The organism is Mesonia oceanica (assembly GCF_902499555.1).
GTDB classification, from domain to species: Bacteria; Bacteroidota; Bacteroidia; order Flavobacteriales; family Flavobacteriaceae; genus Mesonia; species Mesonia oceanica.
Genome location: NZ_CABVMM010000005.1, coordinates 229503 through 254160, shown reverse-complemented (window position 1 = coordinate 254160; position 24658 = coordinate 229503). Strand labels below are relative to the sequence as shown.

Annotated in this window: 29 protein-coding genes; 16 read left to right on the top strand and 13 right to left on the bottom strand. The window is 33.9% G+C overall.

The window, feature by feature from the left end; translation table 11 throughout:
- The first annotated feature begins 80 nt into the window (after nt 1-80).
- Nucleotides 81-1322 carry an ABC transporter permease gene (locus FVB9532_RS08140; protein WP_150544711.1) on the top strand — a complete coding sequence of 414 codons (1242 nt, stop codon included), beginning with the start codon at nt 81-83 and terminating at the stop codon, nt 1320-1322.
- A 4-nt stretch (nt 1323-1326) separates the two neighbouring features.
- Here FVB9532_RS08140 and FVB9532_RS08135 read toward each other — a convergent pair whose 3' ends face one another.
- The 4 genes from FVB9532_RS08135 to rpsF all read right to left on the bottom strand — a co-directional run bounded on the left by FVB9532_RS08135 (nt 1327) and on the right by rpsF (nt 2979).
- Entirely contained in the window at nt 1327-1803 is a 477-nt protein-coding gene (locus FVB9532_RS08135; RefSeq protein WP_150544710.1) for a DUF6495 family protein, read from the bottom strand.
- A 74-nt stretch (nt 1804-1877) separates the two neighbouring features.
- Nucleotides 1878-2327, bottom strand: coding sequence for a 50S ribosomal protein L9 (gene rplI / locus FVB9532_RS08130; RefSeq protein ID WP_150544709.1), 450 nt, complete (start codon nt 2325-2327; stop codon nt 1878-1880).
- Nucleotides 2328-2340: 13 nt separating this feature from the next.
- Nucleotides 2341-2637, bottom strand: a complete 297-nt coding sequence (gene rpsR / locus FVB9532_RS08125; protein ID WP_150312930.1) for a 30S ribosomal protein S18 — start codon at nt 2635-2637, stop codon at nt 2341-2343.
- A gap of 3 nt (nt 2638-2640) precedes the next feature.
- Complete coding sequence (gene rpsF / locus FVB9532_RS08120; RefSeq protein WP_150544708.1) at nt 2641-2979, bottom strand: 30S ribosomal protein S6; 339 nt, start codon at nt 2977-2979, stop codon at nt 2641-2643.
- A gap of 164 nt (nt 2980-3143) precedes the next feature.
- On the opposite strand from rpsF, the gene FVB9532_RS08115 reads away from it, so the two are divergent.
- A complete protein-coding gene (locus FVB9532_RS08115) occupies nt 3144-3854 on the top strand; it encodes a LytR/AlgR family response regulator transcription factor (protein WP_150544707.1) in 711 nt (236 codons plus the stop codon).
- Here FVB9532_RS08115 and priA read toward each other — a convergent pair.
- Nucleotides 3851-6301, bottom strand: a complete 2451-nt coding sequence (gene priA, locus FVB9532_RS08110; RefSeq protein ID WP_150544706.1) for a replication restart helicase PriA — start codon at nt 6299-6301, stop codon at nt 3851-3853. The genes FVB9532_RS08115 and priA overlap by 4 nt on opposite strands.
- Nucleotides 6302-6434: 133 nt before the next feature.
- On the opposite strand from priA, the gene FVB9532_RS08105 reads away from it, so the two are divergent.
- Nucleotides 6435-6845 (top strand): OsmC family protein, encoded by a 411-nt coding sequence (locus FVB9532_RS08105; protein ID WP_150544705.1) that lies wholly within the window; start codon nt 6435-6437, stop codon nt 6843-6845.
- A gap of 50 nt (nt 6846-6895) precedes the next feature.
- On the opposite strand, the gene FVB9532_RS08100 is transcribed toward FVB9532_RS08105, so the two are convergent.
- From FVB9532_RS08100 to nadC, 4 genes are read right to left on the bottom strand one after another with little or no spacing between them, the layout of a single operon-like run.
- Complete coding sequence (locus FVB9532_RS08100) at nt 6896-7318, bottom strand: DUF2147 domain-containing protein (RefSeq protein ID WP_150544704.1); 423 nt, start codon at nt 7316-7318, stop codon at nt 6896-6898.
- Nucleotides 7319-7322: 4 nt separating this feature from the next.
- Nucleotides 7323-7886, bottom strand: coding sequence for a chalcone isomerase family protein (locus FVB9532_RS08095; RefSeq protein WP_150544703.1), 564 nt, complete (start codon nt 7884-7886; stop codon nt 7323-7325).
- 27 nt (nt 7887-7913) lie between these two features.
- Nucleotides 7914-8834 (bottom strand): YihY/virulence factor BrkB family protein, encoded by a 921-nt coding sequence (locus FVB9532_RS08090; protein WP_150544702.1) that lies wholly within the window; start codon nt 8832-8834, stop codon nt 7914-7916.
- Nucleotides 8835-9692 (bottom strand): carboxylating nicotinate-nucleotide diphosphorylase, encoded by an 858-nt coding sequence (nadC, locus tag FVB9532_RS08085; RefSeq protein ID WP_150544701.1) that lies wholly within the window; start codon nt 9690-9692, stop codon nt 8835-8837. It lies immediately after the preceding gene.
- Nucleotides 9693-9735: 43 nt separating this feature from the next.
- On the opposite strand from nadC, the gene FVB9532_RS08080 reads away from it, so the two are divergent.
- From FVB9532_RS08080 to FVB9532_RS08055, 6 genes are all read left to right on the top strand, one after another.
- Complete coding sequence (locus FVB9532_RS08080) at nt 9736-10587, top strand: hypothetical protein (RefSeq protein WP_150544700.1); 852 nt, start codon at nt 9736-9738, stop codon at nt 10585-10587.
- Complete coding sequence (rlmH, locus tag FVB9532_RS08075; RefSeq protein ID WP_150544699.1) at nt 10587-11060, top strand: 23S rRNA (pseudouridine(1915)-N(3))-methyltransferase RlmH; 474 nt, start codon at nt 10587-10589, stop codon at nt 11058-11060. Before FVB9532_RS08080 ends, rlmH begins: the two co-directional genes overlap by 1 nt.
- A 62-nt stretch (nt 11061-11122) precedes the next feature.
- Nucleotides 11123-11695 carry a non-canonical purine NTP diphosphatase gene (locus FVB9532_RS08070; RefSeq protein ID WP_150544698.1) on the top strand — a complete coding sequence of 191 codons (573 nt, stop codon included), beginning with the start codon at nt 11123-11125 and terminating at the stop codon, nt 11693-11695.
- Nucleotides 11696-11770: 75 nt separating this feature from the next.
- Nucleotides 11771-13543 carry a DEAD/DEAH box helicase gene (locus tag FVB9532_RS08065; RefSeq protein WP_150544697.1) on the top strand — a complete coding sequence of 591 codons (1773 nt, stop codon included), beginning with the start codon at nt 11771-11773 and terminating at the stop codon, nt 13541-13543.
- An 83-nt stretch (nt 13544-13626) separates the two neighbouring features.
- Nucleotides 13627-14397 (top strand): carboxypeptidase-like regulatory domain-containing protein, encoded by a 771-nt coding sequence (locus tag FVB9532_RS08060; protein WP_150544696.1) that lies wholly within the window; start codon nt 13627-13629, stop codon nt 14395-14397.
- A gap of 64 nt (nt 14398-14461) precedes the next feature.
- Entirely contained in the window at nt 14462-15319 is an 858-nt protein-coding gene (locus FVB9532_RS08055; protein WP_150544695.1) for a YjiK family protein, read from the top strand.
- On the opposite strand, the gene FVB9532_RS08050 is transcribed toward FVB9532_RS08055, so the two are convergent.
- Together FVB9532_RS08050 and FVB9532_RS08045 are read right to left on the bottom strand one after the other, a co-directional pair.
- On the bottom strand, nt 15298-15957 hold the full coding sequence (locus FVB9532_RS08050) for a TrmH family RNA methyltransferase (protein WP_150544694.1): 660 nt from the start codon (nt 15955-15957) through the stop codon (nt 15298-15300). The two genes, FVB9532_RS08055 and FVB9532_RS08050, sit on opposite strands and share 22 nt — an antisense overlap.
- 63 nt (nt 15958-16020) lie before the next feature.
- Nucleotides 16021-17220 (bottom strand): CHRD domain-containing protein, encoded by a 1200-nt coding sequence (locus tag FVB9532_RS08045; protein WP_150544693.1) that lies wholly within the window; start codon nt 17218-17220, stop codon nt 16021-16023.
- 118 nt (nt 17221-17338) lie between these two features.
- On the opposite strand from FVB9532_RS08045, the gene FVB9532_RS08040 reads away from it, so the two are divergent.
- Both FVB9532_RS08040 and FVB9532_RS08035 read left to right on the top strand, forming a co-directional pair.
- Nucleotides 17339-18022, top strand: a complete 684-nt coding sequence (locus FVB9532_RS08040; protein ID WP_150544692.1) for an SIR2 family NAD-dependent protein deacylase — start codon at nt 17339-17341, stop codon at nt 18020-18022.
- Nucleotides 18015-18578, top strand: a complete 564-nt coding sequence (locus tag FVB9532_RS08035; RefSeq protein ID WP_150544691.1) for a hypothetical protein — start codon at nt 18015-18017, stop codon at nt 18576-18578. The genes FVB9532_RS08040 and FVB9532_RS08035 overlap by 8 nt, the downstream gene beginning before the upstream one ends.
- On the opposite strand, the gene FVB9532_RS08030 is transcribed toward FVB9532_RS08035, so the two are convergent.
- Nucleotides 18568-18753 (bottom strand): hypothetical protein, encoded by a 186-nt coding sequence (locus FVB9532_RS08030; protein WP_150544690.1) that lies wholly within the window; start codon nt 18751-18753, stop codon nt 18568-18570. The two genes, FVB9532_RS08035 and FVB9532_RS08030, sit on opposite strands and share 11 nt — an antisense overlap.
- A gap of 161 nt (nt 18754-18914) precedes the next feature.
- Here FVB9532_RS08030 and purB point away from each other — a divergent pair, with 161 nt between their 5' ends.
- Nucleotides 18915-20249 carry an adenylosuccinate lyase gene (gene purB / locus FVB9532_RS08025; RefSeq protein ID WP_150544689.1) on the top strand — a complete coding sequence of 445 codons (1335 nt, stop codon included), beginning with the start codon at nt 18915-18917 and terminating at the stop codon, nt 20247-20249.
- Between the two features lie 70 nt (nt 20250-20319).
- Nucleotides 20320-20883, top strand: a complete 564-nt coding sequence (locus FVB9532_RS08020; protein WP_150544688.1) for a pentapeptide repeat-containing protein — start codon at nt 20320-20322, stop codon at nt 20881-20883.
- A gap of 46 nt (nt 20884-20929) precedes the next feature.
- Here the strand turns inward: FVB9532_RS08020 and FVB9532_RS08015 are convergent, their stop codons facing one another.
- The gene (locus FVB9532_RS08015; RefSeq protein WP_150544687.1) at nt 20930-21280 is read right to left on the bottom strand and encodes a 4Fe-4S dicluster domain-containing protein; all 351 of its coding nucleotides are present in this window, start codon (nt 21278-21280) and stop codon (nt 20930-20932) included.
- Between the two features lie 65 nt (nt 21281-21345).
- Between FVB9532_RS08015 and FVB9532_RS08010 the strand changes: the two genes are divergently transcribed.
- From FVB9532_RS08010 to FVB9532_RS08000, 3 genes are all read left to right on the top strand, one after another.
- Nucleotides 21346-22389: an acyl-CoA reductase gene (locus FVB9532_RS08010; protein ID WP_150544686.1), complete on the top strand. Its 1044-nt coding sequence runs from the start codon at nt 21346-21348 to the stop codon at nt 22387-22389.
- 69 nt (nt 22390-22458) lie between these two features.
- Entirely contained in the window at nt 22459-23523 is a 1065-nt protein-coding gene (gene serC / locus FVB9532_RS08005; RefSeq protein WP_150544685.1) for a 3-phosphoserine/phosphohydroxythreonine transaminase, read from the top strand.
- Between the two features lie 25 nt (nt 23524-23548).
- The gene (locus tag FVB9532_RS08000; RefSeq protein WP_150544684.1) at nt 23549-24511 is read left to right on the top strand and encodes a D-2-hydroxyacid dehydrogenase; all 963 of its coding nucleotides are present in this window, start codon (nt 23549-23551) and stop codon (nt 24509-24511) included.
- The last annotated feature ends 147 nt before the right edge of the window (nt 24512-24658 follow it).

The window sequence follows — 24658 nt, the reverse complement described above, 5'->3', positions numbered from 1 at the left end:
CAAAGATAATTAAAGAAAATACAAATTATAAGTAACTTTTAGGCTTCTGGATAGTCTTATCAATAAAGTCATTCATATTTATGTTCTCACTGGCCAAAGAAAACATTAAAATTGCGCTGAGTAGCATTAGGAGTCAGCTACTTAGAACTATTTTAACCGTCATCATCATTACGATTGGAATTACCGCATTAGTTGGAATTTTAAGTGCGATTAATGCTTTGGAAAATACCATTTCGAGTGATTTTGCTTCCATGGGAGCGAATACTTTTAACTTGCAACGCTACGATTTTACCATACAAACTCGTGGCCGCGGTGAACGCGAGAAAATAAATCCCATCATTAGTTATCGGGATGCGAAAGAATTTAAAGAAAAATACAACTTCCCCTACACGCAAACTTCTATTTCTTTTACCGGAACGGCTGGTGCCGAAGTAAAATACCAGACTAAAAAAACAGATCCTGAAGTAAATGTACTGGGGGTAAATGAGAACTTTTTAGCGAATTCTGGTTTAGAAATTGAAAGCGGAAGAAATTTCTCTTATTTTGATATTGAAAACAATGTGAATGTCTGTATTCTGGGAGCCGATTTTAAGGATGCACTTTTTAATGGTATGGATCCGGTGAATAAAACCATTAGCGTACGCGGAGCTAAATTTAAAGTGATCGGAATTTTAGAGAGTAAAGGTTCTACCTTTGGGAATAATGAAGATTTGCGGGTATTGATTCCTATTCAAATTGCCCGTTCGCTTTATAACCAGCCTTACATTAATTATAATATTAGTGTGATGGTAGATGATAAGCAGATGATGGAAGGTGCGCAAGATGAAGCGATTATTACTTTTAGGAATATTAGAAAGTTACAGCCTAAAGAAGAGAATAATTTTGGGATTATGCGCAGTGATAGCCTCATTAACCAAATTTTGAAAATTACGGGCTATTTAAATTTTGCTGCTTTTATAATTTCGTTTATCACTATTCTAGGTTCATCGATTGCGTTGATGAACATTATGTTGGTTTCGGTGACGGAAAGAACCCGTGAAATTGGCGTGCGAAAAGCCTTAGGTGCCAAGAAAAATACGATTGCTTTTCAGTTTTTTTCTGAAACTATTATCATCGGGCAATTAGGGGGTATTTTCGGAATCATCTTCGGCATGTTAATTGGCTTGTTGGTAGCTTCGGTGGCCGGTTTAAGCTTTAGCATTCCTTGGTTGGCAATTGGGATTGCCACCGGAGTATCGCTAATTATCGCTATCCTTTCCGGTTTATTCCCCGCCATAAAAGCAGCCAAACAAGACCCGATTGAATCCTTAAGGTATGAATAGAAGTTTATTCTACTTCTATTAACTTTTCAAAATACTGAAATAAATCACCTTGGGTAATGTTTGCTCCTTGTTTAATGAGCGCAAAAATATCTTGATTTCGGTCTTCCACAATGGCTTTTGTTGAAGTATAAATTTGCACTTGATCATTCAACAAATTATCTTGTAACCAAGCATACCCTTCTTTGGTTCTAATGTCTATAGTTGGGTTTTCTACTTTCACCCCTACTAAGGTCATTTGGGCTTCCCCTATTTTAAACAAAAACATTTGCTGTTTCGAGAAATGTTCTAAATATTTTGCTTGGTTTAATACCCCTTCCCAAACCAAATCGCTAAATACATCTAATTCTTCTTCAGCTACTTTTGGTTTTTCTTGTTTAATTTGAGCCCATTCTTCTGCGGTAATAGATTGTGCAGCCAAGAAATTTATAAATTCCTGATGCATTTCTTCCAGTTGCTCTTTTGTTAATCGGGTGTATTTCATTCTTGGAAATTTTTTATTATAAAAAAGCCTACTCTTTTTTACGAGAGTAGGCTGTACATTTATAAAGGGAAATCTTAGTTTTCTCCTACTACATCAAAAGTTAAAGAAGCGATTACTTCTCTGTGGAAACGAAGTTTAGCTTCGTATTGTCCTAATCTTTTAATGTTACCACCAAAGATAGAGATGTATTTTTTATCGATATCGATACCTTCTTTTGCTAACTGTTCACTTAAGTTAGCAGCGGTAATACTACCAAATAATTTATCTCCGGCTCCAGCTTTTGCAGTAATGGTAAGATCTAAAGCGTTTACCTTTTCTGCTTGCTTTTCTGCCTCTTCAATGTTCTTTCTTTCTTTATATGCTCTTTGCTTTAACGTCTCTTCCAACATTTTTTTAGCTGAAGGAGTAGCAAGCTCTGCATATCCGTGTGGGATTAAGTAGTTTCTCCCGTAACCATTTTTAACAGTCACGACATCATCTGTAAATCCTAAATTTTCTACGTCTTTCTTTAATATTAATTCCATAATGTCGTTTCTTTTATTTTAATAAATCACCAACGTATGGCATTAAAGCTAAATGGCGACAACGTTTAATAGCTTGGGCTACTTTTCTTTGGTATTTTAAAGAAGTACCTGTTAACCTACGTGGTAAAATTTTACCTTGCTCGTTTACAAATGCCATTAAAAAATCTGGGTCTTTATAATCGATATACTTAATACCAGATCTTTTAAAACGACAGTATTTCTTTTTCTTAGAAGTTTCTATGTTAAGCGGAGTTAAGTATCTAATCTCTCCGTCTTTTTTACCTTTTGCTTGTTGCTCTATAGATGACATAACTTATGCTTTTTGTTTTTTACGTTCTACTCTTTTTCTAGCCCATTCAACAGCGTGTTTGTCAAGCTTTACAGTTAAGAAACGCATCATACGCTCATCACGTCTGAACATTAATTCTAAAGGCTCGATTACCTCTCCATCTACCTGGTACTCAAATAAGTGATAGAAACCACTTTTCTTGTGCTGAATTGGATAAGCTAATTTTTTTAAGCCCCAATTCTCTTTGTTAATCATCTTTGCCCCTTTGGAATCAAGAAAATCTTCGTATTTCTTAACTGTTTCCTTTACCTGATCTTCAGATAAAACGGGATTCAAGATGAAAACAGTTTCATAATGATTCATAATAAAAAATGTTTAAATTAAATTGCGTGCAAAAATAATACTTTTTTTAAATTTACCAACGAAAATACTTATCAAATATTTTAATATATTGTGATTGCTAGGTATTCAAACTTGTGCAGTTTCAATTAAATTCGTAAAATTGTTTTTATTTATTCATTAACCCTATGAATATACCCAAATTAAAATGTTTAGTAGTAGACGACTCGACCTTACAGCGTTTATCTATTATCAAACTTGTTAAAGATCACCCACGATTAGAGCTGGTAGCAGAGCATAACAATGCTTTAGATACCAAGCGCGAACTAGAGAATTCTAAAATTGACTTAGTTTTCTTAGATATAGAAATGCCTATATTGTCCGGTTTTGACTTGTTGGATAATTTGAAAGTAAAACCTGAAATTATATTTATTACAGGAAAAACCCAATATGCTTTTCAGGCATTTAATTATCAGGCGATCGATTATTTGCAAAAACCGGTAAGCAGAGAGCGCTTTAATCAAGCTGTTGAAAAGGCCATCGATCAATACACATTGAAAAATGATAAGGTAAACCCTGTTGATGAAAACTTCATCTTTATTAAAAGTAACCTAAAAAAACATCGTCTTTATTTAGATAAGGTAAAATACGTAGAGGCTTTTGGTGATTATGTGAAAATTTTCACCGACACAGAAGTGTATACCGTATTATCTACGATGAAAGGTTTTGCAGAAACTTTGCCTAAAGAACAATTTTTAAGGGTTCACAAATCTTATATCGTTAATCTTTTTAGAATTAAGAACTATAGCAGTAAGCTTGTTTTCTTAGAAGACAAAAAAATTCCGCTGAGTAGAAATAGAAAAAAAGATTTGGAAGAAAGCCTTTCCGGTATTGCTTAATAAGGATCTACATTTATAATCACCCGTATTTTTCGGTAATTAGCAATAGATTGGTAACTTTTTAAAACCTTTTGAAGGTAATCTTTTGTCTTTTGAAGTGAATTTTTAGGTGGGATTTTTATAATGATATTTTTATAATATTCATTTCTAATTCTGGCTACCGGAGGAAATTCAGGTCCCAAAACATGATCGTGAAAAGCTTGCGCCAAAGCTTTAGCCAACCAAGAAGAAGCCTCGTTCACCATATTATAATCCCTTCCCTTCAAGGTTAACTTAATCAATCGGTAATACGGCGGATATTTAAAATTATAGCGATCATCCATTTGTTCTTTATACATCGCCTCATAATTGTTGGAAGATACTTGCTGAAGGATTTGATGATATGGGTTATACGTTTGGATGAGTACTTTCCCTCGCTCTTTGGTACGTCCTGCCCTACCTGCTACTTGCAATAACAATTGAAAACTTCGTTCGTGCGCCCTAAAATCAGGGAAATTCAATAAACTATCGGCATTCATCACCCCTACCAAATCTACATTTCTAAAATCGAGCCCTTTGGTTAACATTTGTGTTCCTACCAAAATATCGATTTGTTGCTGTTCAAAAGCAGTGATAATTTTTTCGTAGCCGTATTTCCCACGCGTGGTATCTAAATCCATCCGGCCAATTTTATGATCGGGAAACAAGGCTTCCAACTCCGTTTCTACCTGTTCTGTCCCAAAACCTTTGGTGGTAATATCGTTACTTCCACATGCAATACATTGTTGTTGCATCGCCATATGATAACCACAATAATGGCAACGCAATGAATTGTTATGCTGATGATAGGTTAAACTTACATCGCAATTGGGACATTGTGGAGAATGCCCACAGGTGTTGCACTCTAAAATTGGAGAAAAACCTCTTCTATTCTGAAAAAGAATTACTTGCTTACCTTCTGCCAAGGTTTCTTTCATTTCTTCTAACAATCTATCAGAGAAATGACCGGTCATTTTTCTTTTTTTATGCTTTTCTTTAATATCGACCAGTTCAATCTTAGGCGGAAGCACATTCCCGAAGCGCTTAGTGAGTTTTACCAATTCATATTTATGCACTTCGGTATTGTGATAACTCTCCAAACTTGGTGTTGCAGAGCCCAACAACAACTTACTTTTAAAAAAATTCGCTAATACGACAGCAGTATCCCGAGCTTGGTATCTTGGTGCAGGATCGTATTGTTTAAAAGTAGCTTCATGAGATTCATCTATAATAATTAATCCCAGCTCCTGAAAGGGTAGAAAAATAGAAGACCTCGCTCCTATCACAATTTTTCCTTTGGTATGATGAAGTACATGTTTATAAACTTCAACCCGTTCGTTTACAGAATATTTACTGTGATACACCAATACTTCTTGCCCAAAGTAAGCTTGTAACCTACTAATAAGTTGCGTAGTCAACGCGATTTCAGGAAGCAAATAGAGAACCTGCTTTCCCTTCGCTATAACTTCTTCTATTAATTTGATGTAAACTTCTGTTTTTCCTGAAGAAGTCACCCCATGCAACAAGGTAACTTGATTGTTCTGAAAATGGTTTTTTATTTCTGAATAAGCTTGCTGTTGTTCCTCATTAAAATGAAGCTGAATATCGTTGACCTCCCCTTCAAAATTTACTCGGTCTTTTTGAAGCGTATATTCTTCCAATACCGCTTTATCGATAAGTGATTTAATTGAAGAAGCGGAAGCACCACTTTCTTTTATCAATTGCTTTTTCTCAATAGGCTTTTTTAACTTCGCTTGAAGTGAAAAAAGCTGAAGTATAATTTCCCGTTGCTTAGGTGCATTACTTAATTCTTCCAGTAATTCATGAAGTTTTTGTTCTCCGCTAAATGCTGAAGTTAAGCGTATATATTTAATAAGTTTGGGTTTGTATTGCTTATAAAGTTCTTGATTAACAATAATTGCATTTTTTGCTACCAAACTGTTCAATACGGGAAGTACAGTTTTCTTTTCTAAAATCTGCATCACTTCATGAATTTTCAAGAGAGATTGATTTTGAAGTGCTTCTACTATCAAGAATTCCTCATCGGTTAACTCCTCTTCATCAAATTCACCTTTTTTATTAAGTTCCACGACCGTTTCACTTTCCAACAAAAAGGCACTAGGCAATGCAGCTTTCATCACTTCTCCTTCTGCACACATATAATAAGAAGCAATCCAAGACCAAAACTTAAGCTGCTGTTTTGTAACGATAGCTCGTTCATCTAAAATTTCTTCAATTAATTTAGCTTCATAATGTTGTGGAGCTTCATGGTGAATTTTAGCGACTACTCCGGTATAGACCTTAGATTTGCCAAAAGGAACTGCCACGCGCATTCCCACTTTCAATATAGCGATATCTTCTTCTGCTATTTGATAGGTAAACAGCTGGTCTAAGTGAAGCGGTAAAATAACATTGGCAAATGCTTGCATCAGGATTCAAGTTTCTATTACAAAAATAGTTTTCTTTGGGAGAGCGTCAAGTTATTTTAAAATTGAAATTCGTTAAGCTTTTAATAATAGTTTTCCTGAATGCGAAAGTCTACTTAATTTTAAAATAAAAAATATGATTAGAAAAGCAACAGCCGTTTGGCAAGGAACTTTAAAAGAAGGAAAAGGACATTTATCTACTGAAAGTGGAATTTTAGAGGAAACACAATATTCTTATAAAACACGCTTCGAAGATGGAAAAGGAACCAATCCGGAAGAATTAATTGGGGCAGCACATTCAGGGTGTTTTACGATGCAACTTTCAGCATTTTTAGCAGAGCAAGATTTTCCTGCAGATGAACTAAAAACTAAATCTGAGGTTACTTTTAAAGATGGTGCAATTAGTAAATCTCATTTAATACTATCTGCTAAAGTACCTAATATTTCTGAAGAAAAATTTAAAGAAATTGCTACAAAAGCTAAAGAAAGTTGTCCGGTTTCTAAACTTTTAAATACCGAAATCACTTTAGATTATACCTTAAACTAAGATTAAAATATTTAGTTAGCATAAAAAATCCGGCAAATTGCCGGATTTTTTTATTTATCTCGTTGCCATTGAACGGTTTTATAAAATATACCTACATAGCCTCTTACATTTAAGAGATCAGGATTATCTTCATCTAACCAAATTTTAGACCGATATACTTTACCATCGTCAGGATTCATAATGGTTCCATCTACATAGCGTTCTCCATCCTTATGAAAATGCTTCATCAACACCAATCCTTCTATCTTTTTATTTTTATCTTCTCCTTTACATTTGGTACAAAGTTTATCGCGCTTTTCTTCGTTTAAAATGCGAGTTACTCTACCATATACTTCTCCGTCTTCTTCATAGATTTTGACGATAGAACGAGCTTCTCCGGTTTCTTTTTTAATTATTTTCCAATTTCCCAACACACTTTGTCCTAACATTAATGCTGGAAAACATAAAAATAGAAATAGGGCTTTTACATTCATTAGATTAGTCTTTACCTAGCATTCCTTCTTTTAAATCATCATCTGCGGGGCGATTGGACAACCAAATACCGAAAAGGGCTTTTTTAAAGTCCATTCCTTCCACAGTTCCTTTTTCTTTACCGTTTTTATAAGCTACTACTCCTTTTCCAGGCTGATAGGTAATATCAAATACATCCCCTTTATTGATTTCTTCTTTAAAGAAACCTATGAATTTTTTTATTCTGCTTTCCAATGGAGCGATATTTCCTTCGGTTGAATTCTCAAAACCTTCTTCAACGGCATTAATCATTTTATCACTACTGATTAATTTGGAAACTATATGCAATTTTACAGCCATCGCTTCATCTGCATCCATTATTTGATTGGCATCACTTGATGGAGTGGTTAAATACAAACCTCCAGCATAAAGATCTATCCAAAGTTTTTCGCGTACACCCGCACCATTCAATTTCACGGTATATTCGCCAAAAGTTTCAGAGGCAGGTAAGGTTACCCCTCCTACTTTTTTTTGTGCAGAAGACACGGCCACCACACAAAAAATCATAATAATTCCCAGTATTTTTTTCATAATCAATAATTTTAGACCCTTAAAATATTAAAAATTTTGTTTCAAACGGTTAATTGATGCATTTAATTCAAAGCCTAATAACAAAATATTAGCATTAAGCCAGATATAAACCATCAAAATTAACAATGCTCCAATAGAACCGTAAAGTTTGTTGTATGTGCTAAAGTTTTCAATGTAAATAGAAAACAAAAACGTCGTGAGCATAATTAAGAGCGTTGTAAAAAACGCTCCTACAGAAAAGTAACGTGAATTTCTTCCTTCTTTGGTACCAAAATAATATAAAGTGGCCACCGCATTATAAATTAAAAGGATAAAAACCAAGTACCTTCCCATCTTTGCCCAATAAAGATTATCAGAAAATATGCCAATTGCTTTTAAATCTTCAATAATATAAGTTAAATACACAAATGCAATAACCGCAAAAAGCAACATTAGCGCAATAATAATTGAGGTTCCCAGCGCAACTAGGTATTGCCTGACAATAGATCTGTTGATGGTGGTATGATAGGAAAATTCAAAGCCGGTGAAGATGGCATTGATACCATTGGTCATTAAAAAAATAGAAAGAAAAAAGGTAAAAGATAGCAATCCGGCACGTGGAGTATTAACGATATCGGCAAAAATCTCATTGAAAAATTCTGAAGTTTGCGGCGGTAAAAGCGTGTCCATAAACACCAACACTTGCAATTGAAAATCGTCGATGAACCATACGTAGGGGATTAAATTTAAAATAAACAGCAAAAAAGGAAATATCGCCATAAAAAAACTAAAAGCGATTGATCCTGCCCGTGTAGAAAAAGTCCCTTTGATAATTCCTACGGAATAAATCTCCCAAAGGTCGTAAAGCGATAAGCCCTCTAAACCGGGTAAAATGACTTTCTTGGCTTTCTTAACAAACCAACTAAGCCCAGGAATTTTTTTAAGTTTTTTCTCTACTTCTTCAGACATTTACACTGCCTTTAAGCTCAAATCCAAATTATAAACCGAATGGGTTAATGCTCCACTGGAAATAAAATCTACTCCACAATCGGCATAATTTTTAGCGGTTTCTAAAGTAATTCCACCACTTGATTCAGTTTGGCATTTTCCATCGATTAATTGAACAGCCTTTTTGGTATCTTCATAATTAAAGTTATCAATTAAAATACGGTGTACACCGGAGTTACTCAATATTTCTTCAATTTCATCCAGATTTCTGGCTTCCACAATAATTTTTAAGTCTAAGTCCTTTTCCTTTAAGTACAATTTAGTTTTATCGATTGCTTTGGTAATTCCGCCGGCAAAATCAATATGGTTATCCTTTAACATGATCATATCATACAAAGCAAACCGGTGATTTTCACCTCCACCTATTTTTACGGCCCATTTTTCCAGTGCACGTAAACCGGGAGTGGTTTTTCGTGTATCTAAAATTTTAGTTTTTGTCCCTTTTAAAATCTTGGCAAACTCATGAGTCTTGGTAGCAACAGCACTCATGCGCTGCATCGCATTTAAAACCAACCGTTCTGCTTTTAATATAGACTGGCTATTTCCCGATACATATAAAGCTACATCCCCATCCACAATTTGCTCACCATCATCTATAAATTTCTCTACAATTAATTCTTTATCTACATATTGAAATACTTGATATGCAAAATTAACCCCAGCTAAAATCCCATTATCTTTAACTAGAAGTTTAGCTTTTCCTTTAGCATATGCAGGGATACATGCCAAGGAGCTATGATCGCCGTCACCTACGTCTTCACGAATGGCATTTTTTATAATTAAATCTACTTCTTTTTGAAATTGTTCTTGAGTAATCATTTATTTTCTATTTTAGTAGTACTAAATTATTTCGAAAAATATTTTGAACACATTATTAAACTTTTCATTAGTTGTACTTTTATCTTTGATTTTGAGTTGGAAATCAAAAGCGCAAGAAAATCTCTACTTTGATGAAACTTCAACCCAAATTAATAAAGCAGAATTTACTAAAAAATGCAATTCTAGCTATATATACAAATGTATATCTTATCCTACAGACACTTTAGTTATAAATAAAGTTTTTTTTAAGTATAAATTTGGTAAAATCTCACCTGAAAAATTTCAACAGATCAGGAAATTACTTATAAAAGACGGTAAATATAAAATAGAAAAGAATCAAATCATTATCATTAAAAAATTTGATAGTCTATATAATTACGAAAGAGAAATTGAATATCATAAAATTCATGAGAAAAATTACAAAAAGTATAAAGCTATAAATGATAGCCTAGGATATGAAAAGTATCATATTCATCAACATGATTTTAATAAAAAAATATTCCAAAAATCCTTAAATTCCTGGATAAGAGAAAAGCAAAAATGTATTGCTAAATTTGAAAAAAAATTTCATACTAAAGTGATCTATCTCCACGAAGACGATATTGAACAAGAAGAAAATTATAATAATTTCTCTTGGGTTAAAGATAGAGGCATTATAAAAAGAATTTTTTTTAGTGACAATAATGTTCATGATTTATTGATTCTCAAACCTAATGGGGAATACCTTTTATCTGGAGGTCATTTTATCGATAGGTATTTAAAAAAAATTCTCCAAAACCAAGACTGGAGTCAATTTAAAGAAGATTGGATAAAATCTTTAGAAGCTGATAATCCACATGGTAAAGGGATTTTTAAAGAAAGGAGAAGTATTTATCACAAAAAGCATTGTTTCTAATGACCATTAAATTACTCGCTGTAGGAAAAACCGATGATAAGGATCTTCAAAAACTTATAGACCACTATTTTAAGCGCTTAAAACACTATTGCAAGTTTGAAATTGAGCTTATTCCAGATATAAAAAAATCTAAAAAAATGGATGAGCAGCTTCAAAAACAAAAAGAAGGTGAGCTTATTTTAGCCAAAACGCAGGCTTCTGATATTTTGGTGTTATTAGATGAAAACGGAAAAAACTTTTCTTCGGTTGGGTTTTCTAATTGGTTACAAAAACAGATGAATACAGGAATGAAGCAACTTATTTTTGTAATTGGCGGTCCGTATGGTTTTTCTGAAGAAGTTTACCAACGTGCCAATCAAAAAATTTCCTTATCAAAAATGACTTTTTCCCATCAAATGGTTCGCCTCTTTTTCACAGAACAATTGTATCGCGCTTTTACCATTTTAAAAAATGAGCCCTATCACCATCAATAATTTCTAGGAAATACTTCTTCAACAGGAAAACTTTTATAAATTTCAATTTAAAAAATAATCGTATGCGACTTGTATTTGCCACCCACAATAAAAATAAATTCAAAGAAATCCAGAGCCTACTCCCCCATCACATCGAATTACTTTCATTGGATGATATTGGTTGTACTGAGGATATTGAAGAAACCGGAAGTACGATTGATGAAAATGCCATCATCAAAGCTAAATACGTAAAACGCAATTACGATTACGATTGCTTTGCAGACGATACGGGACTTGAGGTAGATGAATTAGGTGGAGAACCCGGTATGTATTCTGCACGTTATGCGGGAGAAGAAAAAAGCAGCGATGCTAATATGAATAAATTATTAAAAAAACTTGATGGTAAAGCCAACCGAAGAGCACGCTTTAAAACAGTAATTGCTTTAACTATTCAAGGAAGAGAAACACTTTTTACTGGAATTTGCGAAGGCAAAATCACGAAAGAAAAAAGAGGAAATGAAGGTTTTGGTTATGATCCCATTTTTCAACCCGATAGTTACGAGCAAACTTTTGCTGAAATGAGCCTTTCAGAAAAAAGTACCATCAGTCATCGGGCAAGGGCTTTTACGCAACTTACTGACTATCTTTCAGAATAAAAAAATAATACTTAACTATTTATCGCAGAAGCTGTAAAGGAATGATTACCTTTGCAGCTTATTTTATTTTTTAATATGAACAAATTTGAACAATTAGGCTTACAAGCCGAAATCGTGAATGCCGTGAATGATATGGGGTTTGAAGCTCCTAGTGAAGTACAAGAGCAAGCGATCCCTATTTTACTGGACCAAGAAACAGACCTTGTTGCTTTGGCCCAAACCGGAACCGGAAAAACCGCAGCATTTGGTTTTCCTTTAATCCAAAAGATCAACATTAACAGTAAGAAAACACAGGGTTTAATTTTATCACCTACTCGTGAACTGTGTTTACAGATTACTAATGAACTTAAGAATTACGCAAAATACCTTCCGCAGCTAAATGTGGTAGCTATTTATGGTGGTGCTAGTATTTCAGATCAAGAACGCCAAATTAAAAGAGGAGCACAAATTATTGTGGCAACTCCAGGGCGAATGAAAGATATGGTAGGCCGCAGAATGATCGACATTTCTGAAATTGATTATTGTATCCTCGATGAAGCCGATGAAATGTTGAACATGGGGTTCTATGAAGATATTACCGATATTTTATCTCATACTCCTAAAGAAAAGAAAACTTGGCTTTTTAGCGCAACCATGCCTAAAGAAGTAGCGAGCATCGCCAAAAAGTTTATGTCTAATCCTGTAGAAATCACAGTAGGGACTAAAAATGAAGGTGCTAAAAATGTTTCTCACGAATATTATGTGAGTCCAGGAAGAGATCGTTACCAAGCTTTAAAACGCTTAGCAGATGCTAATCCTGATATTTTTTCGGTTATTTTCTGTAGAACTAAACGCGATACACAAAAAGTTGCTGAAAAATTAATTGAAGATGGTTATAGCGCTGCAGCAATTCATGGAGATTTAAGTCAGAACCAACGTGATTTGGTGATGAAAAGTTTTAGAACTCGTCAAATCCAAATGTTAGTAGCTACAGATGTGGCTGCGCGTGGAATTGATGTAGATGATATTACCCATGTGATCAACTATCAATTACCTGATGAGATTGAAACCTACACCCACCGAAGTGGTCGTACCGGTCGTGCCGGAAAAAGCGGGGTTTCTATGGTGATTGTAAGTAAAAGTGAAGTTCGAAAAATTAAAAGTATCGAGCGAATCATCAAACAATCTTTTGAACAGAAAGATATCCCAAGTGGAGAAGAAATTTGTCAAGTACAACTTTTCCATTTAGCAAACGATATAAAAGATACTAAAATCAATCATGAGATTGATAAATTCCTTCCACAGTTAGAAGAAATTTTACAGGATTTTAGCAAAGAAGAATTAATTAAAAAATTCTTTTCGGTTGAGTTTACCCGTTTTCATAATTATTACAAAGACGCTACCGATTTAAATGCTAAAGCTCAAAACGATAGTTTTAGTGACGATGATAATTCTACCCGATATTTTATCAATATTGGTGCAAAAGACGGTTTTGACTGGATGTCTTTAAAAGACTTCTTAAAAGAACATTTAGATTTAGGAAGAGATGGTGTTTCTAGAGTTGATGTAAAAGATAGTTTTTCTTTTTTCAACACAGAAACCAGTGAAAAAGATAAGGTTTTAGCCGCTTTTGAAAATTACCAACATGAAGGAAGAAGCGTAAATGTTGAAATTACTAAAAATACCGGTGGCGGTAGAAAAAGTAAAGGAAGAAAAGGTGGCGGTGGTGGCCGAAGAAGAAACGATTTTCAAAATAAAAACTCCGGTGGTGGAAGAAAGTCTCCGAGAAGAGAAAATTCTGACAGTAAAGGAGGGAGTAGAAAATCGAATATCAAAAGCTCGATCAATAGAAGAAAAAGAAAAAAATAATAGTCTTGGTGTAATTTTTGAAAGTTTTTAAGGTCTATTGAAGAAATAATTTTTATTTTTCTTTTTTTACTGAATCGTCAATGATGCAAAAAATTCTCTTTTTTACTTTATTTATATTTTTCACGTTAACAAGCTTTGCTCAAGAAGCCGATTCTACCGAAGTGATTAGAGGTAGGGTTTTAAATGCAGCAAACGATCTTCCTTTGGAAGGCGTAAATATTGTTAACTTAAATGATGTGATTGGTACCAGCACAGCGCAGGAAGGAGAGTTTCAAATAAAAGCTTCTATTAACGATACCTTGTTTTTTTCTTATTTAGGTTACAAATCTATTGAAGTAAGGGTAACCCACGACTGGAAAAAATTTGGAGAAGTAAAAATAAAAATGACAGAAATTGGTATCGCGCTCGAAGAAGTAACGGTAAAGCCTTTAAAACTTACCGGTTACTTAGAAATCGATGCCAAGAATATTCCTATCTACGAAAATTACAGATACAGTATTTCCGGATTAAATTATGGTTACGAGGCCGGCGACAGTCAGCCTGGCGCTTTTACCCGCACGATGGAATCTATATTTAATCCGGTTGATTTTCTCTACAATGTCTTTGGCAAAAAACCAAAGCAAATGCGCAAATTGCGCAAAATGAAAGAAGATGATGAAATTAGAAATCTTCTCGCTAAAAAATTCAACCGAGAAACCTTAGCTGCTTTACTACAAGTCACCCGTGTAGATATCGATGAAATTTTACGTAACTGTAACTATTCAGAAAGCTTTATAAAAACAGCTAACGATTTGCAAATTCTAGATGCAATTAGTGGTTGTTACGAAGAGTATAGAGTACTTAAAAAGAAATAAGTTTTTTTAGATCTATCCTATCTAACGGCATAGCTTTTGTATTTTTAAAGAAAAAAACAAATCTATGAGCAAGCTGGTTTTCTTCCTTTTCTTTTCGGTATCATTGGTTTTTGGGCAAAACCAAAACCTAAAAGAAATCAAACATCTTTCTAAAAAACTTGCTGAAATTAGTGGTATCGAAATTTTAAAAGGTTCAGCTCTTATTTGGGCGATTAACGATTCTGGTACCCCTAATGTGGTTTATGGATTTACCCAACATGGAAAACTCAAAAAAGAAATAGAAATTGAAAATGCAGAAAATGTAGATTGGGAAGATCTTGCGAAAGACAATCATGGGAACCTTTACATTTCAGACACCGGCAATAACCATAGCGATCGTGAAGACTTAACAATTTATATCGTTGAAGATTTTCTTCAGCAAAAAAAGAAAGCTAAAGCTAAAAAAATAGAGTTTTCTTTTGAAGATCAAGATGAATTTCCTGCCGACGATGATGATATGAATTTTGGTTCTGAAGCGCTTATCTATAAAAGCGGAAATTTATATCTATTTACAAAAAACAGAAGTAAACATCCCGACGGTACCGTAAATGTATACAAACTACCCGCTAAATCCGGCAAGTATAAAGCAAAAAAAATAGGCTCTTATAAAACGTGTAAAGGTAAAAGGGAATGTTGGATTACTGCAGCAAGTATTAATACAGAAGAAAACGAAGTAATTTTATTAAGTGAAGAGCACGTATGGAAACTTAGTAATTTTAAAGACGATGATTTTTTTGGTGGAGATATTCAGCAATATGACATCCCAGGTAAACGCACTCAAAAAGAAAGTATTTGTTATAAAAACAGTACTACTGCTTTCTTAGCCGACGAGAAAGAAGGTAAGAAAAAAGGTAGAAACCTTTATGAATTCTCTTTAAAATAACGTTCAATAATCTTATCGCTGCTTTTAATGGAATTGGTTGCCCAATGCAGTCGTACATCAAATTTTTCTTCTTCGGTTAAACGCCAATTAATCTGACTTTTCTTTAAGCGTGAAGTTAAGTTTTGAAGAATAATCGCAGCAGAAACCGAAATATTTAAACTTTCAGTAAAACCGGCCATTGGTATTTTTAAATAGCTATCTGCTTCCTTTAGTAATTCTTCACTTAAGCCCTCTTTTTCTGTTCCAAAAAAAATAGCAGCGGGTCTTGAAATATCAAAATCATCTAACATACAAGCATTATTATGTGGTGTTGTCGCTACAATTTGATAACCTTTTTCTCTCAATGCCCGAATTGAATCTGAAACTGTATGGTAACGATTTACATTCACCCATTTTTGTGCGCCCATGGCAATTTCACGATCAATTTTCCGTAGGTTTCTTTCTTCAATAATATGAACATTTTGTACCCCAAACACATCACAACTCCTAATCACCGCACTCGTATTGTGTAATTGATAAACATCTTCTGTCGCAACGGTAAAGTAATTGGTGCGCTCTGAAATAACTTTATCAAATAATCCTCTCCTACGGGGAGTTAGGTAAGTTTCTATATAATCTAAAAGTTCTTGATCTCTCACAGGGTAAAAATAAAAAAACCCGACATAATAGCCGGGTTTTTATTACTTGTTTATTGACAAATATTACTCTGCATTAGCACCAATGTTACCTTGGGCAACAAGAGTTGCTAAATCATCTGCACTTAAATGTACATTTACATAACCATCATATCCAGAAATATCACTATACATAAAAGGATTTCCGTTGTCAAATTGGCTTACGTTAGTTCTACTAATTCCAGTTGCTCCATTTACCGGGGTAAAGGTAAATGCTATATCTCCACCTTCTGCTGCAGAATTCATATGAATATGTGCAGGGTGTTCTCCATCTTCTGGAGTGTTTGCTAACATAATAGTCGCTAAAGCTTCACCATTCATTCTTTCTTCAAACATTACTGAACCAGAAATCCCTGGGATAGCAACCTCATTTAAAGTATAAGAAAGAGATTCTCCAGTCAAAGAATTTTGACCTATATCACCTTGCGCAACAATAGTACCTAAATCATCAGCACTTAAATGTACATTTACATACCCATCATAGTCCATAATATCATCATACGTAAAAGATTGTCCTCCATCTAATTCGCTCACGTTGGTCATACTCATTCCGGTATCTCCATTTACAGGATTAAAGGTAAACTTGATTTCTCCACCTTCTGCTGCTGTATTTGCATGAATATGTGCTGGATGCATTCCTCCTGCAGGTGTATTATCTAACATAATAACTGCTAAAGCTTCACCATTTTTTCTTTGGTGAAAAGTAACCTCTCCTGAAATACCAGCTACAGCTCTTTCTCCTAAATCATAAGTAAGCGATTCTTCAGTTAAGTCATTTTGACCTATATCTCCCTGAGCTACTAAAGTACTTAAATCATCAGCGCTTAAATGCACATTAATATAACCATCATAATCAGTTAGTTGTTCAAATGTAATTGCCGTACCATCATCTTTTGCAGAAACTATAGTAGTACTCATTCCTGTGTCTCCATCTACTGGTTCTAAAGAAATAGCAATTTCACCACCTTCTGCTGCAGTATTGTTATGAATATGTGCAGGATGCATTCCTCCAGCAGGTGTACCTTCTAAATCTAATACAATTTTAACAGTACCATTTTCTTGTTCGGTAAAAGTAGCTTCACCTGAAATAGAAGGATCTGACACAGACATTAAATCGTAAGTAACACTTTCTCCATCAAAAGGAGTAGTACCATCATCATCGTCACTACAACTAATAATTAGTGTCGGAATTGTGACAAATAAGAATAATTTTAATAAATTTTTCATCATTTTTGCTTTTATGAATTAATAATGTTCAAATATTATATTTTGTTTCCTAAATGTTAAGTAAACATTTATTAAACATTACCCAAAATTTTTACTAGCCTGTTAAACTTTTAACAAAATGAAAACTATTGTCATATTAACCGGCGCAGGAATGAGCGCAGAAAGTGGAATAAAAACTTTTAGGGATGATAATGGCCTTTGGGAAGGTCACGATGTGATGGAAGTTGCTTCTCCTCAAGGTTGGGAAAAGAATCAAGAACTTGTACTCGATTTTTACAACAAACGGAGACGACAACTAAAAGAAGTAGAACCCAATGCAGCGCATAAAGCTTTAGTAAAGTTAGAAGAAAAATATAAAGTAGAAATTATCACACAAAATGTAGATGATTTACACGAGCGCGCTGGCAGTTCTAATGTAACTCATTTACACGGAGAGTTATTTAAAGTACGAAGTACTTTTGATGAACACCTTATTCTAGATTGGAAAGACGATTTACACCTAGGTGATTTCTGCGAACACAACCATCAATTACGTCCCCATGTGGTATGGTTTGGAGAGCAAGTCCCTATGCTGGAAGTGGCTGTTGAATTAGTTGAAAAAGCAGATATGCTTATAATTATTGGCACTTCTATGCAAGTTTATCCTGCCGCAAGTTTAATGCATTATGCGCCAGAAAATACACCGGTTTATTTCATAGACCCAAAGCCATCGATTGATTCTTCCAAAACTATTGAAGTGATCGCAGAAAAGGCCTCTGTTGGAGTTTCAAACCTTGTTGAAAAATTACTTCAAGATGAATAAAAAGCTTTTAGAAGGTTTAATTGATCTTAACACTATACCTGAAAATCGAAAAGTTTTCACACAGCAACTTATAAATCAACCTCAGCTTATTAAAGAAGTTATTCAAATAGCCGGTGACGAAAAAAATGAAATTGCAGGGAAAGCGGTACGAGCTTTAGAATTGGTTTGTAAAAAAAGTAACGCACTTATATTTCAGCATAAAACGGAAATTTATAAGTTAGCTAAAAACTCCAATAGAGACGATATTATTAGGCCCATTGCAAAAATTTTTGAGCTATGGACGCTAAATTTCTATAGCAAAAAGCCTTCTATTTTATTTCAACCAAATGACAAAGAAAAAATCACTGCTATCTGTTTCGATTGGATAATTACCCCACAAAAAGTAGCTCCACAAGCTTATAGTATGCAGACGCTATTTTTATTAGGAAAAGAAATAGATTGGGTACATCAGGAATTAAAGCTAATTTTAGAACAAAATTATGCTACCGGCACTTCAGGTTATAAAGCCCGTGCGAGAAAAATTATTGGAAAAATAGAAAAACAAATTACATCTTAAACCACTTCTCCATTTCTGTATCTAATTCTTCCACAGAAATATTCCCAAGGTTTCCATCGTACTTCATCTGAAGTTCTCGTTTTTCCAGCACAATAAGCCTACCAACAACCTCATCAATAGTCATGTAATCAGGAAAGTTATCCAATTCCTTTTTTAAAATTTCCTTACTTATCATTTTCAATTGTAAAAGTCCAACAATATACAAATTATTTTAAATGAAATAATATTTTACTGAATAACAAATAGTTAATTCAACTCAAAAATAACTTTTACATTCAGTTTTTTAGGTGACAGTTAAGTTTTATATTTACTGCTTTAATTTTTTAAAATAAACCTATGAATCCGCTTCAGGCAATTTCACCCATAGACGGGAGATACGCTTCCAAAACCAAAGACTTAATATCCTATTTTAGTGAAGAAGCACTAATAAAATACCGTGTAAAAGTAGAAATTGAATATTTTATTGCTCTTTGTGAGTTACCACTGCCTCAACTTCAAAAAGTAGAAGCTTCTTATTTTCCCCAACTTCGAAAAATTTATGAAGAATTCACAATCGAAGATGCCCAAGCGGTAAAAGATATTGAATCGATTACCAATCACGATGTAAAAGCGGTAGAGTATTTCATTAAAAAAGAAATGGACAAACTGGGTTTAACAGAATCAAAAGAGTTTATACACTTTGGTTTGACCTCTCAAGACATCAACAATACTTCGGTGCCATTAAGTTTAAAAGATGCGATTGAAAAGGTTTATCACCCTTTTTTAAATGAGGTTTTAGATAAATTAAAAGAATTAGCTGAAGACTGGAAGCAAATTCCACTTTTGGCAAGAACACACGGTCAGCCCGCCTCTCCTACCCGATTAGGAAAAGAAATTGAAGTTTTTGTAAAGAGGATTGAAGAACAACTCGACACTTTAAAAACCATCCCAACGGCCGCGAAATTTGGTGGAGCCACTGGAAATTATAACGCACACAAAGTAGCCTATCCAAGTATTGATTGGAAAAATTTTGGAACTCAATTTGTAGAAAGATTAGGAATGAAACACTCCTTCCCTACTACTCAAATTGAACATTACGATTATATGGCCGCAACTTTTGATGCTTTAAAACGTATCAATACGATTTTAATTGATTTAGATCGTGATGTTTGGACGTATGTTTCTATGGATTACTTTAAACAAAAAATCAAGAAAGGTGAAGTAGGTTCTTCTGCGATGCCGCATAAAGTAAACCCTATTGATTTTGAAAATAGTGAAGGAAATTTAGGTGTGGCCAATGCTTTATTTGAGCATCTTTCAGCTAAACTTCCAGTGAGTAGGTTACAACGTGATTTAACCGATAGCACTGTTTTGCGAACGATTGGAATGCCTTTAGGACATACCATTATTGCTTTACAATCTACCTTAAAAGGATTGAATAAATTATTGCTGAATGAAGAAAAACTGAATGAAGATCTGGAAAAAAATTGGGCGGTAGTTGCTGAAGCCATTCAAACCATTTTGCGTCGGGAAGCTTACCCAAATCCTTATGAAGCTTTGAAAGGATTAACACGTACCAACGAAAAAATCACCGCTAAAAGTATTGCCGACTTTATTGAAACCTTAGAAGTTTCTAAAGAAATAAAAAATGAACTTAAAGCCATTACTCCTCAAAACTACACAGGGATTTAAAAGTAAATAAGTTTTTAAATGATCATAAAAAAGCTCGAAGTTTATGTAACTTCGAGCTTTTACTTTTATAATGAAATTTCACCAAGACGAAACGTTTAGAAATATTGATTTTTCTGAAGAAAAAGAAATTGCTGAATTTGACAATTGCAGTTTCTATAATTGTAAGTTTAACAACAAAAACCTTTTTGGATTTAATTTTACAGAATGTGAATTCTTTACCTGTGATTTAAGTTCAGCTAATCTCAAAAATTGTAGTTTAAATAATTGTCATTTTGAAGAATGCAAACTCTTGGGCTTACGATTCGATATGTGCAATCCTTTTCTATTTGAAGTCAACTTTAAAAAATCGCAGCTTAATTTTTCTTCCTTTTTTCAATGCAACATGAAAAAAACGAATTTTGAAGATTGTAGTCTACAAGAAGTAGATTTTACAGAAGCTGAATTAGAAGGGAGTAATTTTGAGGATAGTATTTTAACCGGTGCTGTTTTTGAAAGAAGTAACCTAACCCAATGTAATTTCACAACCGCTCAAAATTTCAATATCAATCCGGAAATAAATATCCTAAAAGCAGCCCAATTTAATAAAGAAAACCTGAGTGGACTGCTTTTAAATTATCAGATTAAAATACATTAAAAAAGCCTTCCAAATTCAGAAGGCTTTTTTAATGCAATAACTCGTACTATTCGTGATGCATAAATTTTTGTTTTCCTAAAAGTTTTTCTTCAGATTCTACGTGGTCTTCATCAGGAACACAGCAATCTACGGGACATACTGCAGCACATTGAGGCTCTTCGTGAAAACCTTTACATTCTGTACATTTATCAGGTACTATATAGTAAAACTCATCGCTAATAGGTTCTTGAGCTTCTTCTGCATTGGCTTCTTTTCCTTCAAGAGTCACAATATCTCCTTCCAAATCTGTTCCGTCTGCATATCTCCAATCGTCTGCACCTTCATAAATAGCCGTATTTGGACATTCAGGTTCACACGCTCCACAATTTATGCATTCGTCTGTTATAATTATAGCCATTTTTTTATTTTTAGTTATGTAACTTTGTGCAAAAATAAAGCCATTAGCCTACATAACCAAATAATATGACGCTAGAAGCACGCAAAGAAGTATTTATAAAATTAGGGGATTTTTTAAGCGAGTTTATTAGGAATTCACCTTCCGTAGAAAATAAAAATTTCCATCAAAAACTTCAGGAAAAAGTAAACATTTCCGTTCACTACAATGGATGGTTCACAAAAGAAAATATTCATTTTTCTTTGGCTCAATGGGCTTCAGCTTTAAAAGAAGAAAATTTAGAACATTGGCTGTCTAACTATAATTTTCAGGAAAAGGAACCGAAAACCGTAGCCGTAATTATGGCGGGAAACATTCCGTTGGTAGGTTTTCACGATTTTCTTTCGGTGTTAATTTCAGGAAATAAAATACTCATCAAGCAATCTTCTGATGATAATCAATTATTACCGGTGTTAGCTGAATTTCTTTTAGAAGCAAATCCTTCCATAAAAGAATATATTAATTTCACCCAAGATCGCTTAGAGAATTTTGATGCGGTCATTGCCACTGGAAGTAATAACACTTCGCGTTATTTTGAATATTATTTTTCTAATAAACCGCATATCATCAGAAAAAATAGAAATTCGGTAGCGGTATTAACCGGAGAAGAAACCAAAGAAGAACTACAACCCATAGCAGAAGATATTTTTAGATATTATGGATTGGGCTGTCGAAATGTTTCTAAAATTTATCTTCCGGAAGATTATAAAATAGAACAACTTTACCAAGCTATTTATGATTGGCATCCAATTCTAGATTCAAATAAATATTCCAATAATTACGATTATAACAAAGCGGTGTATTTAATGAGTGAATTTAAAATATTTGATAACGGATTTTTAATTCTTAAAGAAGATAAATCCTTCTCCTCTCCTATTGCCACCCTATTTTATGAAAAGTATAGCAACTTGGAAATCCTTCAGCAAAAGCTAAAAGCAGAAGAAGAGAAAATTCAATGCATTGTTTCTAATAACTTAGCCGATAATCATATAGCATTTGGTAAAACTCAGCAACCCGGGTTATCAGATTATGCCGATAACGTAGACACCTTAGATTTCCTGTTAAAATTATAATACAAAGCTTTTTATTCGGTTATATACTTTGTAATTTTAGCAAGCTTATTATACCACAAAACAACAATTATGAAAAAACACAATTTTAGTGCAGGACCTTGCATTTTACCACAAAGCGTATTTAAAGAATCAAGTGAAGCCATCTTAAATTTTAATCACTCAGGATTATCTATTTTAGAAATCTCCCACCGAAGTAAAGATTTTATGGCGGTTATGGAAGAAGCCCAACATCTTGCTTTAGATTTATTAAGATTAGAAGATAAAGGCTACAAAGCGCTTTTTTTACAAGGTGGGGCCAGCACCCAGTTTTTAATGGCAGCTTATAATTTATTAGAAAAGAAGGCTGCTTATTTAAATACAGGAACGTGGTCTTCTAAAGCTATTAAAGAAGCAAAATTATTTGGAGAAGTAGAAGAAGTTGCCTCTTCTAAAGATAAAAACTTCAACTACATTCCTAAAAATTATAGCATCCCTGCTGATGCAGATTATTTACATTGTACCAGTAACAATACCATTTTTGGTACCCAAATAAAAGAATTCCCTACTGTAAATATCCCTTTAGTTTGTGATATGAGTAGTGATATCTTTAGCCGGGAATTAGACTTTTCTAAATTCGATTTAATTTATGCCGGAGCTCAAAAAAATATGGGGCCTGCCGGAACTACCTTAGTCGTTGTAAAAGAGGATATTTTAGGAAAAGTTTCCCGTCAAATTCCTTCTATGCTAGATTACCAAGTTCATATTGGTAAAGACAGTATGTTTAACACGCCACCGGTTTTTGCCGTTTACACTTCTATGCTCACTTTACGTTGGATTAAACAAAAAGGAGGTATTGCAGGTGTTCAAAAGTTAAATGAAGAAAAAGCAGCCTTAATGTACGGCGAGATAGACAGAAATCCATTATTTGAAGGTTTTGCTGCCTTGGAAGACCGTTCCATGATGAACGCCACTTTCAATTTAAAAGATGAAAAGCTAAAAGACCTTTTTGAAGATTTAGCAAAAGTTGCACACATTAATGGAATTAATGGGCACCGAAGCGTTGGAGGTTACCGCGCATCGATGTACAATGCATTGCCTAAAGAAAGCGTTGAAGTCTTAGTAAACGTAATGAAGGAGTTAGAAACCCAAGCCTAAAGTTAAATAAACACAACAAATTATAATGAAAGTATTAGCAAACGACGGCGTTTCACAAAGTGGAATTGATAAACTTGAAAATGCCGGTTATGAAGTAATTACTAAAAAAGTAGCGCAAGAACAACTCATCGATTATTTAAATGAAAATAAAATTGATGTGATCTTAGTAAGAAGTGCTACCAAAGTTAGAAAAGACATTATCGATGCTTGTCCGGACTTAAAAGTTATTGGTCGTGGCGGTGTTGGTCTTGACAATATAGATGTTGACTATGCTAAGGAGAAAGGTGTAAAAGTAATTAACACTCCTGCAGCATCTTCTGCGAGTGTAGCAGAATTGGTTTTTGCCCATTTATTAAATGGTGTTCGCTTTTTAAAGAATGCAAACCGGGATATGCCTTTAGAAGGTGAAAGTAAATTTAAAGACTTAAAGAAAAGCTATGCAAAAGGTGTTGAACTAAGAGGGAAAACACTTGGAATTATTGGCTTTGGTAGAATTGGCCAAGCCACTGCGAAAGTAGCCATTGGTCTTGGAATGAAAGTTGTTGCCGCCGATGCTTTTCTTGAAGAAGCAACGATTGAAGTAGATTTCTTTGACGGACAAAAATTAGATTTTCACATTAACACCATTAGTAAAGAAGAAGTTTTAAAACAATCAGATTTTATAAGCCTTCACGTTCCTGCTCAAAAAGAATACGTCATCGGTAAAAAAGAATTAGAAATGATGAAAGACGGCGCAGGACTAATCAATGCGGCCCGTGGTGGAGTAATAGATGAAGTAGCTCTGGTAGAAGCCTTAGACAGTAGAAAATTAGCTTTTGCAGGATTAGATGTTTTTGAATCTGAACCAAAACCGGAAATTAAAGTTTTAATGAATCCACATATGTCGTTAAGTCCACATATTGGTGGTTCTACCAACGAAGCCCAAGATAGAATTGGTGTAGAACTTGCTAGTCAGATAATCGATATATTAGGAACTCCTAAAAACTAATTTTAATATACTTATAGTTCATTAAGAAATTAAAAATTCGTCTGTTCGAGTGATTTTGTGAAGTGAAACGAAGCAAAATTGTATCGAGAACTAAATTATAACTTCGATCCCTATTCTCGATACAAAAATCTTAATAGATTTTCACTC

Excerpts from the sequence above, each read along its gene's own strand:
- FVB9532_RS08140 (WP_150544711.1), top strand. The coding sequence starts at position 81 with ATGTTCTCACTGGCCAAAGAAAACATTAAAATTGCGCTGAGTAGCATT.
- FVB9532_RS08135 (WP_150544710.1), bottom strand. The coding sequence starts at position 1,803 with ATGAAATACACCCGATTAACAAAAGAGCAACTGGAAGAAATGCATCAG.
- rplI (WP_150544709.1), bottom strand. The coding sequence starts at position 2,327 with ATGGAATTAATATTAAAGAAAGACGTAGAAAATTTAGGATTTACAGAT.
- rpsR (WP_150312930.1), bottom strand. The coding sequence starts at position 2,637 with ATGTCATCTATAGAGCAACAAGCAAAAGGTAAAAAAGACGGAGAGATT.
- rpsF (WP_150544708.1), bottom strand. The coding sequence starts at position 2,979 with ATGAATCATTATGAAACTGTTTTCATCTTGAATCCCGTTTTATCTGAA.
- FVB9532_RS08115 (WP_150544707.1), top strand. The coding sequence starts at position 3,144 with ATGAATATACCCAAATTAAAATGTTTAGTAGTAGACGACTCGACCTTA.
- priA (WP_150544706.1), bottom strand. The coding sequence starts at position 6,301 with ATGCAAGCATTTGCCAATGTTATTTTACCGCTTCACTTAGACCAGCTG.
- FVB9532_RS08105 (WP_150544705.1), top strand. The coding sequence starts at position 6,435 with ATGATTAGAAAAGCAACAGCCGTTTGGCAAGGAACTTTAAAAGAAGGA.
- FVB9532_RS08100 (WP_150544704.1), bottom strand. The coding sequence starts at position 7,318 with ATGAATGTAAAAGCCCTATTTCTATTTTTATGTTTTCCAGCATTAATG.
- FVB9532_RS08095 (WP_150544703.1), bottom strand. The coding sequence starts at position 7,886 with ATGAAAAAAATACTGGGAATTATTATGATTTTTTGTGTGGTGGCCGTG.
- FVB9532_RS08090 (WP_150544702.1), bottom strand. The coding sequence starts at position 8,834 with ATGTCTGAAGAAGTAGAGAAAAAACTTAAAAAAATTCCTGGGCTTAGT.
- nadC (WP_150544701.1), bottom strand. The coding sequence starts at position 9,692 with ATGATTACTCAAGAACAATTTCAAAAAGAAGTAGATTTAATTATAAAA.
- rlmH (WP_150544699.1), top strand. The coding sequence starts at position 10,587 with ATGACCATTAAATTACTCGCTGTAGGAAAAACCGATGATAAGGATCTT.
- FVB9532_RS08070 (WP_150544698.1), top strand. The coding sequence starts at position 11,123 with ATGCGACTTGTATTTGCCACCCACAATAAAAATAAATTCAAAGAAATC.
- FVB9532_RS08065 (WP_150544697.1), top strand. The coding sequence starts at position 11,771 with ATGAACAAATTTGAACAATTAGGCTTACAAGCCGAAATCGTGAATGCC.
- FVB9532_RS08060 (WP_150544696.1), top strand. The coding sequence starts at position 13,627 with ATGCAAAAAATTCTCTTTTTTACTTTATTTATATTTTTCACGTTAACA.
- FVB9532_RS08055 (WP_150544695.1), top strand. The coding sequence starts at position 14,462 with ATGAGCAAGCTGGTTTTCTTCCTTTTCTTTTCGGTATCATTGGTTTTT.
- FVB9532_RS08045 (WP_150544693.1), bottom strand. The coding sequence starts at position 17,220 with ATGAAAAATTTATTAAAATTATTCTTATTTGTCACAATTCCGACACTA.
- FVB9532_RS08040 (WP_150544692.1), top strand. The coding sequence starts at position 17,339 with ATGAAAACTATTGTCATATTAACCGGCGCAGGAATGAGCGCAGAAAGT.
- FVB9532_RS08035 (WP_150544691.1), top strand. The coding sequence starts at position 18,015 with ATGAATAAAAAGCTTTTAGAAGGTTTAATTGATCTTAACACTATACCT.
- FVB9532_RS08030 (WP_150544690.1), bottom strand. The coding sequence starts at position 18,753 with ATGATAAGTAAGGAAATTTTAAAAAAGGAATTGGATAACTTTCCTGAT.
- purB (WP_150544689.1), top strand. The coding sequence starts at position 18,915 with ATGAATCCGCTTCAGGCAATTTCACCCATAGACGGGAGATACGCTTCC.
- FVB9532_RS08020 (WP_150544688.1), top strand. The coding sequence starts at position 20,320 with ATGAAATTTCACCAAGACGAAACGTTTAGAAATATTGATTTTTCTGAA.
- FVB9532_RS08015 (WP_150544687.1), bottom strand. The coding sequence starts at position 21,280 with ATGGCTATAATTATAACAGACGAATGCATAAATTGTGGAGCGTGTGAA.
- FVB9532_RS08010 (WP_150544686.1), top strand. The coding sequence starts at position 21,346 with ATGACGCTAGAAGCACGCAAAGAAGTATTTATAAAATTAGGGGATTTT.
- serC (WP_150544685.1), top strand. The coding sequence starts at position 22,459 with ATGAAAAAACACAATTTTAGTGCAGGACCTTGCATTTTACCACAAAGC.
- FVB9532_RS08000 (WP_150544684.1), top strand. The coding sequence starts at position 23,549 with ATGAAAGTATTAGCAAACGACGGCGTTTCACAAAGTGGAATTGATAAA.